Source organism: Leucobacter aridicollis, from assembly GCF_024399335.1.
GTDB classification, from domain to species: domain Bacteria; phylum Actinomycetota; class Actinomycetes; order Actinomycetales; family Microbacteriaceae; genus Leucobacter; species Leucobacter aridicollis_A.
This window is the reverse complement of the sequence record NZ_CP075339.1, coordinates 2,721,145-2,738,262: the sequence shown is the minus strand read 5'-3', so window position 1 is coordinate 2,738,262 and position 17,118 is coordinate 2,721,145. Positions and strand designations below refer to the sequence as shown.

At 64.1% G+C, this 17,118-nt stretch carries 15 protein-coding genes; 14 read left to right on the top strand and 1 reads right to left on the bottom strand.

Annotated features, from left to right (window positions below; all coding sequences use genetic code 11):
- The first annotated feature begins 561 nt into the window (after positions 1–561).
- From KI794_RS12330 to KI794_RS12285, 10 genes are all read left to right on the top strand, one after another.
- The gene (locus tag KI794_RS12330) at positions 562–1,545 is read left to right on the top strand and encodes a phage holin family protein (RefSeq protein ID WP_119284775.1); all 984 of its coding nucleotides are present in this window, start codon (positions 562–564) and stop codon (positions 1,543–1,545) included.
- A complete protein-coding gene (locus KI794_RS12325; protein WP_119284774.1) occupies positions 1,545–2,027 on the top strand; it encodes a hypothetical protein in 483 nt (160 codons plus the stop codon). The genes KI794_RS12330 and KI794_RS12325 overlap by 1 nt, the downstream gene beginning before the upstream one ends.
- A 5-nt stretch (positions 2,028–2,032) precedes the next feature.
- A complete protein-coding gene (locus tag KI794_RS12320; protein WP_255808260.1) occupies positions 2,033–2,665 on the top strand; it encodes a spermidine/putrescine ABC transporter substrate-binding protein in 633 nt (210 codons plus the stop codon).
- 262 nt (positions 2,666–2,927) lie between these two features.
- Positions 2,928–3,299, top strand: coding sequence for a 30S ribosomal protein S12 (gene rpsL / locus KI794_RS12315; protein WP_119284773.1), 372 nt, complete (start codon positions 2,928–2,930; stop codon positions 3,297–3,299).
- On the top strand, positions 3,299–3,769 hold the full coding sequence (rpsG, locus tag KI794_RS12310; protein ID WP_255808259.1) for a 30S ribosomal protein S7: 471 nt from the start codon (positions 3,299–3,301) through the stop codon (positions 3,767–3,769). The genes rpsL and rpsG overlap by 1 nt, the downstream gene beginning before the upstream one ends.
- A 99-nt stretch (positions 3,770–3,868) precedes the next feature.
- Positions 3,869–5,983: an elongation factor G gene (gene fusA / locus KI794_RS12305; protein WP_304941393.1), complete on the top strand. Its 2,115-nt coding sequence runs from the start codon at positions 3,869–3,871 to the stop codon at positions 5,981–5,983.
- 163 nt (positions 5,984–6,146) lie between these two features.
- Positions 6,147–7,340: an elongation factor Tu gene (gene tuf / locus KI794_RS12300; RefSeq protein WP_119284771.1), complete on the top strand. Its 1,194-nt coding sequence runs from the start codon at positions 6,147–6,149 to the stop codon at positions 7,338–7,340.
- Positions 7,341–7,525: 185 nt separating this feature from the next.
- On the top strand, positions 7,526–9,322 hold the full coding sequence (locus tag KI794_RS12295; protein WP_119284770.1) for a polysaccharide biosynthesis protein: 1,797 nt from the start codon (positions 7,526–7,528) through the stop codon (positions 9,320–9,322).
- Positions 9,319–10,383, top strand: a complete 1,065-nt coding sequence (locus KI794_RS12290; RefSeq protein ID WP_255808258.1) for a UDP-phosphate alpha-N-acetyl-D-fucosaminephosphotransferase — start codon at positions 9,319–9,321, stop codon at positions 10,381–10,383. Before KI794_RS12295 ends, KI794_RS12290 begins: the two co-directional genes overlap by 4 nt.
- A gap of 17 nt (positions 10,384–10,400) precedes the next feature.
- The gene (locus tag KI794_RS12285; RefSeq protein WP_119284769.1) at positions 10,401–11,813 is read left to right on the top strand and encodes an MFS transporter; all 1,413 of its coding nucleotides are present in this window, start codon (positions 10,401–10,403) and stop codon (positions 11,811–11,813) included.
- Here the strand turns inward: KI794_RS12285 and KI794_RS12280 are convergent.
- Complete coding sequence (locus KI794_RS12280) at positions 11,810–12,262, bottom strand: YdeI/OmpD-associated family protein (RefSeq protein WP_255808256.1); 453 nt, start codon at positions 12,260–12,262, stop codon at positions 11,810–11,812. The genes KI794_RS12285 and KI794_RS12280 overlap by 4 nt on opposite strands.
- Positions 12,263–12,458: 196 nt before the next feature.
- On the opposite strand from KI794_RS12280, the gene KI794_RS12275 reads away from it, so the two are divergent.
- The 4 genes from KI794_RS12275 (at position 12,459) to KI794_RS12260 (ending at position 17,056) form a co-directional block, all read left to right on the top strand.
- Positions 12,459–13,016, top strand: coding sequence for a hypothetical protein (locus KI794_RS12275; protein ID WP_119284767.1), 558 nt, complete (start codon positions 12,459–12,461; stop codon positions 13,014–13,016).
- A gap of 133 nt (positions 13,017–13,149) precedes the next feature.
- Entirely contained in the window at positions 13,150–13,782 is a 633-nt protein-coding gene (locus KI794_RS12270) for a S24 family peptidase (RefSeq protein ID WP_255808255.1), read from the top strand.
- Positions 13,782–14,408: a hypothetical protein gene (locus KI794_RS12265; protein ID WP_119284765.1), complete on the top strand. Its 627-nt coding sequence runs from the start codon at positions 13,782–13,784 to the stop codon at positions 14,406–14,408. Before KI794_RS12270 ends, KI794_RS12265 begins: the two co-directional genes overlap by 1 nt.
- Positions 14,408–17,056 carry a LuxR family transcriptional regulator gene (locus tag KI794_RS12260; protein ID WP_119284764.1) on the top strand — a complete coding sequence of 883 codons (2,649 nt, stop codon included), beginning with the start codon at positions 14,408–14,410 and terminating at the stop codon, positions 17,054–17,056. The genes KI794_RS12265 and KI794_RS12260 overlap by 1 nt, the downstream gene beginning before the upstream one ends.
- Positions 17,057–17,118 lie beyond the last annotated feature (62 nt).

The following is a 17,118-nucleotide window of genomic DNA, read 5'->3' as shown; positions in this document are numbered from 1 at the left end:
TGGAGCGGCTTTGGAGACTGCCCTCACATGCACTGGAATCTGCGGTAACAATGCCTGTTTGGTGCCGGATCGACATTGGAATTGCAGATCTGCCGGGCACTGGCTGGCAGCTGGGGTTTGCGGGCCGGCGGTTGGCGGTGGTGGCTGGAGCGGCTTTGGAGACTGCCCTCACACGCACTGGGATCTGCAGTAACAATGCCTGTTTGGTGCCGGATCGACATTGGAATTGCAGATCTGCCGGGCACTGGCTGGCAGCTGGGGTTTGCGGGCCGGCGGTTGGCGGTGGTGGCTGGAGCGGCTTTGGAGACTGCCCTCACATGCACTGGGATCTGCAGTAACAATTCCTGTTCGGTGCCGGATCGACATTGGAATCGCAGATCTGCCGGGCACGGGCTGGGGCCGGAAGCAGGGTGAGGCCACCGCCCCTGAGATGAGTTGCAGCGCCACCGGCTTATTCGCGAGAAACACTGTTTCGCACCCCATTCCCGCGCGGGATCGCCCATTTTCACTGCGGAGCTTGTATCGTGGCGGCAGAAAGTAAGGCACGCGAGAGGTAGAGCGATGAGCGATGAGCGCGAGACACCCGTCGATCCCGGTGCGCCGGTCGAAGAACAGGCGGCCAGCGATACGGCTGTGCAGGACGCGGTCGACCGCGCGACGGGAGCCGTCGAGGACCCGGCAAAAGAGGTCATCGTCGTTGATGCATCGGGCGCAGTGGTCGACTCGTCAGTAGGCGACGCGCAGACGGCCGTGGCCGCTGGCGCTGAGGCTTTCGCTGAGCAGGCGCACCGTGAGCAGGCTGCAAGCGTGGATACGCAGCTCGATATTGAGACGCCGGGGGAGCAGCCGTCGCGCATCCCGCCCGTCGAGGATCTGCCGTCGGCCGCGGCCGCCCCTGAGGTACCTGTCGCCGCGCCAGGAGTGCAGTTCGCAGACCCTGCCCGTGATGGCGAGATCAGGATCAGCGCTGATCATCCGATGGCTGCGCTCTACATGCAGTCGCCGATGCCGCCAGACCTCAGGGGCAACCGCGCTGCGGGTGTGCTGATCGCACTGCTCGGGGCCGTCGCCTTCGCCGTGCTGTACGCGGGCATCGTTTCGGCGATGATCGCGCGAGACTTCCCGCCCTCGACGTTCCTGACCGAGGGGCTTTTGCCGTGGGTCACTTCGTGGGGATTCATCGCGGGCGTTGTCGCGTTCTTCGTCGGGCTCGCGATTCTGGTGCTCATCTTTGGTCGTGCGGGCTGGTGGGCCTACGTGATCTTCAGCCTGTTCGTTGGCATTATCGTGTGGGTCGCGACGACCGCGACATTCGCGCTGACAGGCGGCCCGTACGAGGCTGTCGATGGGGCTAAAGGGTTTGTGGAGACAGCACGGCAGCTCGCGTTCACGGTGCCGACGCTCGGAGCCGCGATTCTCGCTCGCGAGGTCGCAGTGTGGTTTGGAGCCTGGATCGGTTCGCGCGGCCGCCGCATGACCGCGAAGAACGCGGCCCTGCTCGAGGAGTACGAGGCTGCCCTTGCCGAGGTGCGGGCGAAGCAGTAATGACCGAGGGCGCCAAGCGGGGAGTGACCCGAGGGTATGTCCTCGGGCTGCTTGGCGCGACCCTCGTGGTTGCTGCGGCGATCGTTGTCGCCGTGTGGGGGCTTCTCGGAATGGCGCTCGGGCGCGAGCCTATCGAGACTGAGGACGTGCCCCTCTGGTTCGGCATCGTCAGTATTGGGCTCGGGCTGGCGCTCCTTGGAGCGCTGTTGTGGCAGCAGGCGCTCTCGCTGCTGCGCGGCCGTAAGACCCCGGTTGGCGGAATCATGGTGGGGGCTGGGTTCGGTGTCTATCTCGTGTGGGGCCTCTGCGGCATTGCGGCCGGGCTGAGCACTGGCGAGACATGGTTCAGCCCGTTTGCGATCGTGCTGATCCCGATTTGGGTCATCGCCGTGACGTTGTTCTGGCTCGTGCTTGCGCGACGGATCTACACTGACCGTCCCACGCCGCAGTGGCCGTGGGAGCGGCGTGAGGGCCAGGAGTAGCTTCGGTGGGTGCGATTGATGAGCGCGTAGACAGTGCGGTTGACGCGTGGCTCGAGTGGGTTCCGAGATGGGAACCCGCCGGGTATCGGGCGCGCAGCCGGATCTGCCGTCGGTGCACTGGCTCTCCAGTGCTTGTCGCCTCAGGGATCCCAGACGGAACGCCACACCAGGTGAAACACGCCCTCGTGTCTCGAGTTCAGCGGATCATTGACCGCGTCGTTGACGAATACACGGCCGAGCACCTGCCGGTGCTTCACGCCGAGCTGAGCGGTGCCGACATGTGGCGCGTTGGCGGATACGATCCCGCAGCTGGCCTTGACCCAGAATACGACGGTCTCGACCCTGATCCCGAACCAACTGAAAGCGGGCAGCCCTTCCTCTTCACGCTCGCTGGCCTCGCCGCCGAGGTCCAGCCGGAGCCGCCGCTACCGCGGCCCCCGCTGAGCCATGAGGAGAAGGAACAGCTGCGCCGGGAGATTCACCTCGCCGACCTGCAGGCAACCAATGCGGGGAATGATGTGTGCTTTGCGCTCATGGCCCACCGTCCCAGGATCGCGGCAGCGATTAACAGGTTTGTCGAGCCGCAGGTGCAGGCGATGCTTGACGACTTGTCGCGGCAGCTCGAGCCGCCGACGTAGTCCGCGTACGCACCCTTGCGCCGAGACCTAACAACGCGTAAAGTTGTTCCTTGGTGCACTCCACCTGCTTCGCGCGTGCGCGGACGCGGGCGGAGGACTCCAAGGGTCACTCGCTCCCAGAGCTGAAACCCCCACGGCATAGCTGCACTCGGTTCTTCGGTTTCGGCCGGAGGTCCAGCAGCTCCGCGTGAGTGCAAGCTCGTGCAAATGCTCGCCCATTTGAAGCATTCCTGTCACCGTGCAGGACCTACTAGGAGAATCAGTGCCTACTATTCAGCAGCTGGTTCGCAAGGGGCGGACGCCGAAGGTCACCAAGACCAAGGCTCCCGCACTGAAGGCGAACCCTCAGCAGCGCGGTGTGTGCACCCGTGTGTACACCACCACCCCCAAGAAGCCGAACTCGGCGATGCGTAAGGTCGCTCGTGTGAAGCTTTCGAACGGTACCGAGGTCACGGCCTACATCCCAGGTGAGGGCCACAACCTGCAGGAGCACTCGATGGTGCTCGTGCGCGGTGGTCGTGTGAAGGACCTCCCCGGTGTTCGTTACAAGATCGTGCGCGGCGCACTCGACACGCAGGCGGTCAAGGACCGCAAGCAAGCTCGTAGCCGCTACGGTGCAAAGAAGGTGAAGTAATGCCCCGTAAAGGACCTGCTCCCAAGCGTCCCGTAGTCGCCGATCCGGTTTACGGCGCACCCATCGTCAGCCAGCTCGTCAACAAGATTCTTATTGACGGCAAGAAGGGCCTCGCAGAGCGCATTGTGTACAACGCGCTCGAGGTCGTTGCTGAGAAGAGCGGCCAGGATGCCGTGGTCGTACTCAAGAAGGCGCTCGACAACGTGCGCCCCACCCTTGAGGTACGTTCGCGCCGTGTCGGTGGCTCGACCTACCAGGTGCCCGTTGAGGTCAAGCCGCACCGTGCGAACACGCTCGCACTGCGCTGGCTCACGAGCTACGCAAAGGCCCGTCGCGAGAACTCGATGACGGATCGCCTCACCAACGAGATTCTCGACGCATCCAACGGCCTGGGTGCCGCTGTGAAGCGCCGCGAGGACACGCACAAGATGGCAGAGTCGAACCGCGCGTTCGCTCACTACCGCTGGTAGTCATCTGAAGTGGGAGGTGGCTCGCTATCCGAACCGCCTCCCGCTTGCGGGTTCGCCCGCAACCCACACTCTTAAATCCCCACCCCGGAGGAGACCCCCGTGGCACAAGACGTGCTCACCGACCTGAGTAAGGTCCGTAACATCGGCATCATGGCCCACATCGATGCCGGCAAGACCACCACCACCGAGCGCATCCTGTTTTACACGGGTGTGAACCACAAGCTGGGCGAGACCCACGACGGTGGCGCGACGACTGACTGGATGGAGCAGGAGAAGGAGCGCGGCATCACGATCACGTCTGCCGCCGTGACCTGCTTCTGGAACAAGAACCAGATCAACATCATCGACACCCCCGGCCACGTTGACTTCACCGTCGAGGTGGAGCGCTCGCTCCGCGTTCTCGACGGTGCTGTCGCAGTGTTCGACGGCAAGGAGGGCGTTGAGCCCCAGTCGGAGACCGTCTGGCGTCAGGCTGACAAGTACGGCGTTCCGCGCATCTGCTTCGTCAACAAGATGGACAAGATGGGTGCCGACTTCTACTTCACCGTAGATACCATCATCAACCGCCTGGGCGCGAAGCCGCTCGTCATGCAGCTCCCGATCGGTTCGGAGTCTGACTTCATTGGCGTCGTCGACCTGCTCTCGATGAAGGCGTTCGTCTGGGAGGGCGACTCGAAGGGTGACGTTACTCTCGGGGCGAACTACGAGACCCAGGAGATCCCCGCTGACCTCGTCGAGAAGGCGAAGGAGTACCGCGAGAAGCTCGTCGAGACCGTCGCCGAGACCGACGACGCGCTCCTCGAGAAGTTCTTCGGCGGCGAGGAGATCAGCGTTGACGAGATCAAGGCTGGCATCCGCAAGCTCGTCGTCAACAACGAGATCTACCCCGTCTACTGCGGCTCGGCCTTCAAGAACCGTGGCATCCAGCCGATGCTCGACGCGGTTGTTGACTTCCTCCCGAACCCGCTCGACGTCGGCGCTATCGAGGCGCACGACCCGCGTGACGAGTCGATTGTCATCGAGCGCCTCCCGAAGTCGGACCAGCCGTTCTCGGCGCTCGCGTTCAAGGTTGCAGTGCACCCGTTCTTCGGTCGCCTCACCTACGTTCGCGTGTACTCGGGTCAGGTTGAGTCGGGCGCGCAGGTCGTGAACTCGACCAAGGGCAAGAAGGAGCGCATCGGCAAGATCTTCCAGATGCACGCCAACAAGGAGAACCCTGTTGACGAGCTCACCGCGGGCAACATCTACGCTGTTATTGGTCTGAAGGACACCACCACCGGTGACACCCTCTCGGATCCGAACAACCAGGTTGTGCTCGAGTCGATGACCTTCCCCGAACCCGTCATCGAGGTTGCAATCGAGCCGAAGACCAAGGGCGACCAGGAGAAGCTCGGCACCGCGATCCAGAAGCTCGCTGAAGAGGACCCCACGTTCCGCGTGAGCCTCAACGCCGAGACCGGCCAGACCGTTATCGCGGGTATGGGCGAGCTCCACCTCGACATCCTTGTCGATCGCATGAAGCGTGAATTCAAGGTTGAGGCGAACGTTGGTAAGCCGCAGGTCGCGTACCGCGAGACCATCCGCAAGGCTGTTCCCAAGTACGACTACACCCACAAGAAGCAGACCGGTGGTTCCGGTCAGTTCGCAAAGGTGCAGATCTCGCTCGCACCGCTCGAGGTCGAGTCGGACAAGATCTACGAGTTCGAGGACAAGGTGACCGGTGGTCGCGTTCCTCGCGAGTACATCCCGTCGGTCGACGCCGGTATCCAGGATGCAATGCAGTACGGCATCCTCGCTGGCTTCCCCGTCGTGGGCATCAAGGCGCAGCTGCTCGACGGCCAATACCACGATGTTGACTCGTCTGAGATGGCGTTCAAGATCGCCGGCTCGATGGCCTTCAAGGAGGCCGCACGCATGGCTCAGCCCGTGCTGCTCGAGCCCATGATGGCCGTTGAGGTCCGTACTCCTGAGGAGTACATGGGCGACGTGATCGGCGACCTCAACTCCCGCCGTGGCCAGATCCAGTCGATGGAAGACGCTTCGGGCGTCAAGGTCGTCCGGGCGCTGGTTCCGCTTTCAGAAATGTTCGGGTACATTGGCGACCTCCGGTCGAAGACCAGCGGTCGTGCAGTGTTCTCGATGACCTTCGACTCCTATGCTGAGGTGCCGAAGGCCGTGGCCGATGAGATCGTTCAGAAGGCTAAGGGCGAGTAACATTGCCCCATCGATCGGGGGCGGGCGTGTCTCGCCCCTGATCACCCGGCTCAGGTCGCGCAGATAGGCCAGAGCTTGTAACATAAGTACACACCCTGTGATCGTGCCCTCTCGAAACCGTCAAGAGGGAAAACGGCACATGACTGTCCTGAGGAGGACCATAGTGGCGAAGGCCAAGTTCGAGCGGACCAAGCCGCACGTAAACATCGGAACGATCGGTCACGTTGACCACGGTAAGACCACCCTTACCGCAGCAATCTCGAAGACGCTCGCCGACAAGTACCCGTCGGACACGAACGTCCAGCGTGACTTCGCGACGATTGACTCCGCTCCCGAGGAGCGCCAGCGCGGCATTACCATCAACATCTCGCACGTTGAGTACGAGACCCCGAAGCGTCACTACGCTCACGTTGATGCACCCGGCCACGCTGACTACATCAAGAACATGATCACCGGTGCTGCTCAGATGGACGGCGCGATCCTCGTGGTTGCTGCTACTGACGGCATGATGGCTCAGACCAAGGAGCACATCCTCCTTGCGAAGCAGGTCGGCGTTCCTTACCTCCTCGTTGCGCTCAACAAGTGCGACCAGGTCGACGACGAGGAAATCCTCGAGCTCGTCGAGATGGAGGTCCGTGAGGAGCTCTCGAAGCAGGGTTACCCGGGAGACGACGTCCCCGTCGTCCGCGTTTCGGGCTACCAGGCCCTCCAGGGCGAAGAGAAGTGGGTTAACTCCGTTCTCGAGCTCATGGAAGCTGTCGACAACAGCGTTCCCGACCCCGTACGTGACCGTGACAAGCCGTTCCTCATGCCTGTTGAGGACGTCTTCACGATCACCGGTCGTGGCACCGTTGTTACGGGTCGCGCCGAGCGTGGCACGCTGAAGATCAACTCGGAAATCGAGATCGTTGGCCTGCGTCCCACGCAGAAGACCACCGTGACCGGTATCGAGATGTTCCACAAGCAGCTCGACGAGGCATGGGCAGGCGAGAACTGTGGCCTCCTGCTTCGCGGCACCAAGCGCGAGGAAGTTGAGCGCGGTCAGGTTATCGTCGAGCCCGGCTCGATCACCCCGCACACCAACTTCGAGGGCACTGCCTACATCCTGAAGAAGGAAGAGGGCGGCCGCCACAACCCGTTCGAGACGAACTACCGTCCGCAGTTCTACTTCCGTACGACTGACGTGACCGGTGTTATCACGCTGCCCGAGGACAAGCCGATGGTTATGCCCGGCGACACCACCGACATGACGGTCGAGCTGATCCAGCCGATCGCTATGGAAGAGGGCCTCGGCTTCGCTATCCGTGAGGGTGGCCGCACCGTTGGCGCCGGCACCGTGACCAAGGTTATTTCCTAAGTCACAGCCGACAGTCTCTGAACTGTAGAAGAGCCCCGGAGGGAAACCTCCGGGGTTCTTTGCGTCTCCCGGGGAGTGCGTCCCGTGCACAGGCTCCACCGCGCTATCCTTGAACCTATTCATTCATAACGTTCGGGTTACGCCGAGCGTTTGGGGCCGAGTGCCCACGGAGACGAGGAGGGCGCGTGCGGAAGACTGCGAGCGGTCGGTTTGCACACTTCGTTGAGACCTACGGTGGCCTGTACCTGCTCGACGTGATGGCGTGGGCGCTTGGCATCATCATCGCGCTCGTGCTTCGCTTTGACTTCGCGTTCACGCGCATTCACTGGGGGTGGACGCTCGCTGTCATCGGTGTTGCGGCCGCGTTGCAGCTTGTGTTCGGCTGGGTCTTCTGGGTGTATCGCAGCCGGTACCAGATCGGCAGCTTCGATGAAGTGCGAGCAGTGGTGTTTAACGTCACTGCGGTCACTGCGGTCACCTGGGTGTTCGCTTTCCTTGTCGGGTACGGCAACGGTATTCCGCGCAGCACGCTCGTCATTGCCGCTCCGATCACCTTCTCGGTGATGGGCGTCGCGCGCTACATCATTCGAATCTTGAAAGAGCGTAACCTGAAGCCGGCGAAGGCTGAGCGGGTGCTGCTGTATGGCTCTGGCTATCTGGGCGTGCAGACCGCGAAACGCCTCCTGACCGATGCGAAGTCGGAGTATCTGCCCGTCGGCTTTCTCGACGATGACCCCGCTAAGAGCAACCAGGAGGTTCGCGGGGTGAAGGTCCTTGGCGGGATCCAGGATCTTGAGCAGGCGGTGCGCGCGACTGGTGCGACGGCGATTCTTGTGTGCATCGGCGACGCCGATGCGGGCATGCTCCGCAGACTCGACGAGGACGCGGACAAGCTCGGCGTGAACGTGATGGTGCTTCCGCCACTCAACCAGCTGCTTGACAATTCTGCGTCTATCTCGAACGTGCGTGAGCTATCGATTGAAGACATTATCGGACGCCATCCGGTTCGACTCAGCACCGAGTCGATCGCGGACTACCTGCAGGGCAAGCGTGTACTCGTGACTGGCGCAGGCGGCTCGATCGGATCGGAGCTGTGCAGGCAGCTCATCAACTTTGCGCCGAAAGAGCTCATCATGCTCGACCGCGACGAGACTGCGCTGCAAGAGGTGCAGATTTCGATCGCTGGGCACGGCCTGCTCGACACGAACGATGTTGTGCTCGCCGACATCCGTGACGCCGAGGCAGTCCGTGAGATCTTCCAGGAGCGCCAGCCCGAGGTCGTGTTCCACGCTGCTGCGCTCAAGCACCTCCCGATGCTTGAACAGTACCCGGATGAGGCGTGGAAGACGAACGTCGTCGGCACGCTCAATGTGCTGAACGCCGCCCGCTCGGTGAACGTCGGCACGTTCGTGAACATTTCTACGGACAAGGCTGCGAACCCGACGAGTGTGCTCGGCCACTCGAAGCGGGTCGCAGAGAAGCTCACGGGATGGATGGCGGAGCAGACCGGCGGCCGCTACCTCTCGGTACGGTTCGGCAATGTCATTGGCAGCCGGGGGTCTATGCTCCCCACGTTCCGCAATCTCATTGAGAAGGGTGGGCCGGTGACGGTAACACACCCCGAGGCGACACGCTTCTTCATGACGATCCCGGAAGCATCCCAGCTCGTGATCCAGGCAGGCGGCATCGGCCGCCCGGGGGAAGTGCTCATTCTCGACATGGGGGAGCCCGTGCGCATTCTGGATGTCGCGAAGCGCATGATCGCGCAGTCGGGTAAGGAGATTGACATCGTCTACACCGGTCTCCGCCACGGCGAGAAGTTGCACGAAGTGCTCACCGGCGACGGCGAGGGCAACGAGCGGCCATTCCACCCGAAGATCTCGCACGCGCACATCGGTGTGATTAGCCCCGACATTCTTGACCACGATGGCTGGGTTGCGCGCCTCGACCTCACCGACGAAGCAGAGGGGCGGGTCCAGTGAACATCTCGGGTCTCGCTTTCGGCGCCGCATTCACGTTGAGCGTCCTGTTGCCGTTCGCGGTCAGGCCGCTGCTCGTGAAGCTTGGAATCGTCGACGTGCCGAATCACCGGTCGTCGCACGAGCGGCCTGTGCTCCGCGGTCTCGGACTCGCAGTGCTCATCGCGGTTGTGGCCGTTGAAGCCTGCTTCACCTGGCTCGCGTTTTCGCTTGAGCCAGCTGGTGCCGACTGGCGCTTTCTGCTCACAGTCACGCTTGCGACGCTCGCCGCGGGGCTGCTCGGCCTGAGCGAGGATATCCGGGGGCTGAGCGTGCCGATTCGAAGCGCTGTGCTGCTCGCGATTGCAGCTGGCTCAGCGCTCGCGCTGCTCGTGCTCGCCCGAGCGACGGATCGCGGAGCCGTACAGGGGATCGACGCGGCGACCCTCCCCGTGTGGGCGCTCGCAGCTCTCTTCGTCTACGCCGTGCTGTTCATCTCGAGCTACATCAACGTCGCGAACTTCATGGATGGGCTGAACGGGATCAGCGGGCTCCACGGGCTCATCGCTGGCCTCGCGTTTGCTGCCGCTGGATGGCTGAGCGGCCAGCACTGGCTCGTTATCGCTGGGCTCGTACTTGCCGCCGGCTGGGCGGGCTTTCTTCCGTGGAACCTCACAAAGCCGGGAGCGTTTCCTGGTGATGTCGGCAGCTACATGCTCGGCGGCGCAGTCGCTGTGACGAGCTTTGCGGCCCTCCTCACCGGTGTTCCCGTTCTCGCGACGATCGGCCCGATGGTCATCTACTTCGGTGATGTCGGTACGACGCTCGTGAAGCGAGTGCGCGCCGGCCACAAGTGGGACGAGCCGCACAAGGAGCACGCGTACCAACGCCTGCAGCAGCTTGGCATGCCGCACCTAGCGGCTTCCGGCATCAACGCCGGGTTCACCCTCGCGGCTTCGGCTCTCGGACTTGCCTCGTTCTTCGTGGAGCCGATCTGGTGGCTCGTGCTGCTCGCGCTCGGGCTCGCGCTCGTTGTGGCGTACCAGCTCATGCCGCGGCTACTCGCGAACAAGTTTCCCGCATAGTCCAGCTGACTCATAGGATGAACCCTGTGAGTGAGACAACCCGAACCGTTTCAGAGCGCCTTGATGCGCTGTCATTTACCCGGAAGCACCTTCGCGTGCTCTCGGGCTCGGGGCTCGGCTGGGCGCTCGACGCCATGGACGTCGGGCTGATCTCATTCATCATCGCCGCGCTCACCCAGCACTGGGGGTTGACGAAGGGTGAGGGCGGGCTCATCGCCTCGGTCGGCTTTCTCGGAATGGCTATCGGCGCGAGCCTCGGTGGTCTTCTCGCCGACCGAATCGGGCGCAGGCAGGTCTTTGCGCTCACGCTACTCGTCTACGGCCTCGCGACCGGCGCGAGCGCGCTCGTGGGCGGGCTTGCGCTCCTGCTCATCTTCCGCTTCCTCGTTGGTCTTGGCCTCGGCGCTGAGCTTCCTGTCGCCTCCACGTATGTCTCGGAGTTCGCACCTGCCCGTATCCGCGGCCGCATCATCGTCATCCTCGAGGCGTTCTGGGCTGTCGGTTGGACAGCGTCGGCGGTCATCGGCTACTTCGTGGTACCGGCCTCGGAGAACGGCTGGCGGTGGGCCTTCGCAATCGGTGCGGTGCCGGCGGTCTATGCGCTCGTCGTACGTCTTGGCCTCCCCGAGTCCCCGCGCTGGCTCGCCTCTCGGGGCCGCACTGCCGAAGCCGAGAGTGTCGTCGCCGAGTTTGAAGCCTCAGCGCCTCTCCGCGCCACCGCCGCGCACGGTGGCGCGGTCGGCGCTGAGACTGCAACTGCGTCGCGCCGCGAGGAGCTCGCTGAGCCTGCCGCATCTGTCCGAGCCGATGCAGCGGTAGTTCAGCCTGCGCGCAACAGACTCGCGGCGATCTGGGCGCCCGCGTATCGCACCCGCACGGCCGCGATCTGGGCTGTGTGGTTCTGTGTGAACTTCGCGTACTACGGTGCGTTCATCTGGATTCCGTCGATCCTTGTCGACGCTGGGTTTGGCCTGGTGCGCTCGTTCGGCTTCACGCTGCTCATCACCCTTGCGCAGCTCCCGGGCTACGCCGTGGCAGCTTGGCTCATCGAGAAGTGGGGGCGCCGACTCACCCTGTCGGTGTTCCTCGTCGGCTCAGCGGGGTCTGCGATTGCGTTCGGCACGGCGGAGACCGAGACAGCGATCGTCGCCGCGGGCATGGCGCTCTCGTTCTTCAACCTGGGTGCCTGGGGTGCGCTGTACGCGGTCACCCCCGAGATCTATCCAACGTCGCTCCGCGGCACGGGCGCTGGCTGGGCCGCGGGGTTCGGGCGAATCGCCTCGATCGCGGCGCCACTTCTCGTACCCGTGATACTCGCGGCCGGCGGTGCAGGCCTGACGTTTACAGTCTTCGCTGTGTTCTTCCTTGTCGCGGCGGCCGCAGCGTGGGCGCTCGTTGAATTCAGGGGCAAGTCACTCGACGAAGCCTAACTCTCGGGGGCGGAAGCCAGGGAGTGAAGGATCCCGGCGATTCTGCGTTCCCGGGTGTCGGATCGCTTGGCGCCGTTGACCGCTGCCACGTGCTCCTTGCGTTGCGTGTACGACAGCGCGTCGAACGCGTCACGCGCCCCGACGCGGTCGGCGAGGGCTGAGGCCAACTCGGGAGGCACCTCGACAGTGCGCTCGACAGCGTCGACAGAGATCGTCGCTGTCACTGTGTCGCCGATCTCAACGCCGAGAGCGACCCGGTTCGCTTTCGAGATACCGATGACGTAATCGCCACCCATGCTCGCGATTCGCATGCGGGCGGTTCGGCCTCCGATGTCGACGACGACTGGGGCGCGCTTGCCCGCGCCGAGTAGCACGACCTGCTCCTCAGTGAGTGTGATCGCCGTTGCCGGGCCGACAGGTTCGAGGGTGAGGGTGACAGTGAGACTCATGGGCTCAAGTATGCACCCAGGCGCGCTGGACGTAGATGGAATTCGATCACGCGTAGATCTCGGCGAGAGACCCCGCAGATTGACACGTAACCCGTGGGGGCATCCTGCGCGGCCTGTTGACTCGTATTCGAGGCCAGCGCGAATCGCACAGTCACTCGCACGGCCCGCTCACACACCCCCTGAGAAAGGTATCCCCATGGCTACGCAGACATCCACCAAGAAGAAGCTCGCGATCGCTGGCGGCTCGCTCCTGCTGATTGCCGGCGTCACGGTCGGCGGCGCGCTTGTCACCGCAAACAGCACGATTTTCGACAACGTGTTTGACACCAAGATCTCGGACACCTCCGCCGACGGCGAGCTCAAGGTTACCGGTGCCCCGATGACGAACACATTCACTGGCGGGATGGACGGCGAAGCCGTGACCGGCTACTACACGGCTACGAACACCTCGACGAACGCCACCCTCACCGTGACCCTCGCCTCGCAGCTGCAGCCGGGCGGTGTGAACGGCGCTCAACTCGCCGGTGCCCTTGACACCCGCGTCGCAATCGACGGTGGAGCGGTCGTCAGCACCGGAAAGCTCGCCGACATGCGACTCGACGGCGCCGACTCGTTCGAGCTCGCCCCGGGCCAGAGCGCAAAGGTACGCGTCGACGTGTTCGTTGAGGATGCAGCGGCGTTCAATGCCGCAAACCTCGACGAGTCGAAGGTGACTGCTGACTACCTCTTCAACAGCATCGCAAAGAGCAACTAGCAACGGATAAGTGACTAGAGGCGGCGCCGAGCAGCCCCCCGATTCTGCTCGGCGCCGACGCGTATCGCCCGTAGCGCACACCAAACGAAACGTACCGACACCGACAAGATCACCACCCACCCTGGAGGACGACATGCGAAGCATCATCTTGACCCTGCGAACGCTCTCGAGCATCGCGCTCGTGGCCCTTGCGGTTCCGTTTCTCTGGTCGACAGTGAGTGGCGACTACTACATGACTGTCACCGGGGTCTCTATGCAGCCCACCTATGAGGTCGGCGATGTCCTCGTTGTGCAGAAGCCGACTGGTGACGAGCTCGAGACCCCTGGCCAGCCCGTGGTTGTCTCGTTTGCTGCCGGCGATACGTCGGACCAGTACGTGCATCGGGTGGAGACCGTGATCGACGGCGGCGCAATCTTGAAAGGCGACGGCAACGACATCAGCGACCCACTGCCGGTTACGGCGGAGCAGGTGCTCGGCACGCCACGGTTTGCGCTCCAGGGAGCCTGGGCAACGCTGTTTCGCGTGTCCGAGCTGTGGGCGGTGCGGCTGATCGTCGGCGCTGTCTTTCTGATCGCGCTGTTCGTGCCGAGCAGGCGACGCGACCGCGAGGCACTCTCCGCAGGCGACGATTCAGTGACCCATGCCGCGCAGCGAGACAGCGCCGGGCACCGAGACACTGTTGCGCCCCGAGACAGCGCCGCGCAGCGAGGCGGCTCCTCGGGCGGAACACGTGCCGAGCTTTCCATGACGGGCCACGCCCGGTGATGAGACAGCGGGCACTCGCGGCGCTCCTCACCGCGGGCTTCGGTGTTGCAGCCGCCACGGTGCTGATTGCCGCTCCTGCGCAGGCCGCGGCCCGGTCGGCGTCACTCACAGTGTCACCCGCCAGGCAGCTCTTCAACGTGACCCTGCATCCAGGCGAAGACGCGCGCGCAGTTGCCACCGTGCGAAACGACGCGGCTCAGGATCTCGAACTCGCGCTCACCCCGATCCTCACCCGCGAATCCGGAGACGGAGCGGGCGCCGACGCGCTCGTGCTCGCGTCGGAGCGTACGGTGGAGTGCTCCGCGGCTGCCATGGCCGGTGCCGACGAAGTCACGCTGGCTGCGGCCATGCCGTTACCGCAGGGCACGATCGCCTCCGGGGAAACGATTGATCTCTGCGTACAGGTGCGCTACCCGGAAGCCCAAGGTGCCGCCGGCGCCGCCGTCTCAATCGTCGACCTCGCCTTCACCGGCGTCGAGCGTGCCACTTCTCCCGACGGGGGCCTCTCTGGAACTGGCGGCACGCCACAGAGCGCACTGCTGTTTGGGGCTGCGGGTCTGGTGACAGCGGGAGCGGCCTCGCTCATGCGTCACACCCGGCGCCCCAACCCTGCGAAGGAGAACTGATGCGCGGTATCCTGCCTGTACTGAATGAACGGGACGGACGGCCCATGTCGCTACTGCAGCGCGGGCTGCCTCCCTGGCAGCAGGAGGGGGAGCCTGTGTACGCTCGCAACACAGACGTTCAGCGGATCGTGCGCTACGTGATCGACGGCACTTCAGTGTCTGTGATCGGACAGCACTGGTCTGGGAGAACTGAGTTGCTGGGGCGGGTCGGCGATGCTCTCCGCGGGATCGGGCTCGCGCTCGTGCAGTTGCGCGGCATCGAGCACGCCAGACCGCTCGAGGCCTTCAAAACCGCGCTGCCGAATCTGCCAGCGAGCCGCCGCCCTGACGCTGACCTATCGGTCGAACTGCCGCGCGCCGTCACCGAGCTGCTCACGGAGGGGCCGGCAGTCGTGCTCGTCGACGACATCGACCTGCTCGACGATGCGTCGTGGGTGCTGCTCGAACAGATCCATAAGGCAACTGGCGTGCCAATCGTCGCGACTGCGGAGTCGCGCGGCGATATCGACCCTGACGAGCGACTGCTCATCAGAATGGCACAGCCGGTGGTGAAGCTGACGCTCGAGGAACTGCGGCTCGACGCGATCCATGACCTGCTTGAAGAACGCCTCGGCGACCAGGTCGCCCCGTCGCTGAGCGGCAGGGTTCACATGAAGTCCGGTGGGCTGCCCGGTTACGCTATCGCATTCGCAGACAGTGCGAAACGACGCGCCAAGATTCGCAAGCAGGGGGGCGTGTGGCACGACGGCGCAGACCTCTGGTCTGACGAGCTCGAGGGCGCCTTCGAGTCGCTCTTGTACCGCTACCCGGAGGAGATTCGCGAGGCGCTCGAGATGCTCGTCGTGACCGGCCCGCTCGCGGTCGACCAAGCGACGACGCTCGTGGGTCAGGAGGAGCTTGAGCGCCTCGAGGGCCGCGGGCTTGTGCGACTCTTCACCGCGGGCGCTGGCCCACGGGTCACCGTGAACCCGCCGGGCGTCAGCGACTACTTCAGGCATCGGGCCCCTTCGGTGCGGGGGATCCGGCTCAGGCAGCAGATCGAGGAAGTGCTAGGGGCGGAGTTCGGCATCGAGATCGCTGAGCAGCCGCAGGTTCCGCGGCAGTTTGCAGACGTCATCCCGCAACCAGACATCCCGCTGCTCGCCCGTGCGTTTCGAGACGCCTTTGACGCGGACCTCAGCCGCACCTGGAACAACTGGTCTGAACGGCCGACAGTCGGCAACGGCATCGCTGCGCTTGAGCTTCGCCTGACTGGTGACGCACCAGCCGGCCAGATCGAGGCGATCGTCTCGGAGACGCAACTCGATGATGCCGCGCCGGTCGAAGCGCTCTACTTCAGGTACCTCCACGCGAGGTGGCTCGTCACGCAGCTGCAGCCGCGTGAGGTCGTTGAGGAGGCACTCACCGGGACGGGTGACCTTGGCTACCCTGCGGCAATCGAAGCGCTGACGATCGGCTTCCACGCTGAAAAGACGGAGATCACCGAGCCGATGCTTGCACGTATCGAGGAGATCTCGGAGCTGCCGGGAGTGGAGGGCGACGTTGGCGGGCTGATCCTGATCGCCATGCACGCCCTTGGCGGGCGCCCAGCGACTGCGCTCGAGCAATTCGCGAAGCTCCCGAACACCGGCTGGGTGCCACGCTTTGCCGCGCCGTTGCGTGGCCTCGCGCTCGTGACCGCCGGGCGACCCCAGGAAGCACTCGAGTGGGCCTCATCGCAGTTGACAGTCGCCCGCGAGCGTTTCGATCGTTCGGCGATCGTCGCTCAGGCGTACGTCGCGGTCATGGCGCTGCTCACGATGAGCCGCTATGCCGACGCGACCGCGGCAGGCAGCATCGCTGCGAGCGGCCAGTTCCAGGCGGCGAACTTGCTCTTCGGGCCCGATCGCGCGCTCATGAATGCGCTCGCGATCGCCGCCCGCCGAAGCGGGCGGATTAGCTCGGTCGGTACGCTCATCGAGCGAGGCGCATCGTATGCGGGGCGGAGCGAGGCCGTACCCATGGGCGCGGTCGGATTCCCGGCGGCGCTCGTCACTGAGATCGATGGGACCCCCGAAGAGACAAGTGCGAGCTATCAGGCGCTCGCGGGCGAGCTGCGTGAGCGGGGCTACGAGTTCTCCGCTGCGGGGTCATCGATGCTCGCAATGCTGCTCGACTTCGACGTCGACGCCGCCATCGCCGAGCGGGCCCGACTTGAGTATCTCGGCGGGACAGTATTCCTCGCGTACCTCGACGCGCGTATCGCGCACCACAAGCGCGATGCGCCCGGTCTCGTGGAAGCCGCGAGATGGCTACGACGCGAGCACGCGAACGATTCGGCGCTGAAGTACTTCCTTGCTGCAGCTCGGCTGTACCGCGAGGCGGGGGATGAGGACCGCGCCGCTGAAGTGCGGGAAGAGGTCGCTGCGCTCATGACGTCGGAGGACCCGGCGACCGAGGTTGCCCTCACCCAGGTTGAGTCGAGCCTCGGTTTCACCCAACGCGAGCGCGAGATCATTGACCTCGTCGCGGAAGGTATGAACAATCCTGGCATCGCCGCCGCATTGAACCTGTCGGTGCGAACTGTCGAGACACACCTGCGAAACATCCGCCGCAAGTCTGGCGCGCTCGAGCGCGAGGAGATCGGCGAGTATTCGATGCACAGGTAAGGCTTCAGGCCGTGTCCGCCACCCGCAGACGGTAGACCTGGCGATACCTTTTTGCCGGAAGC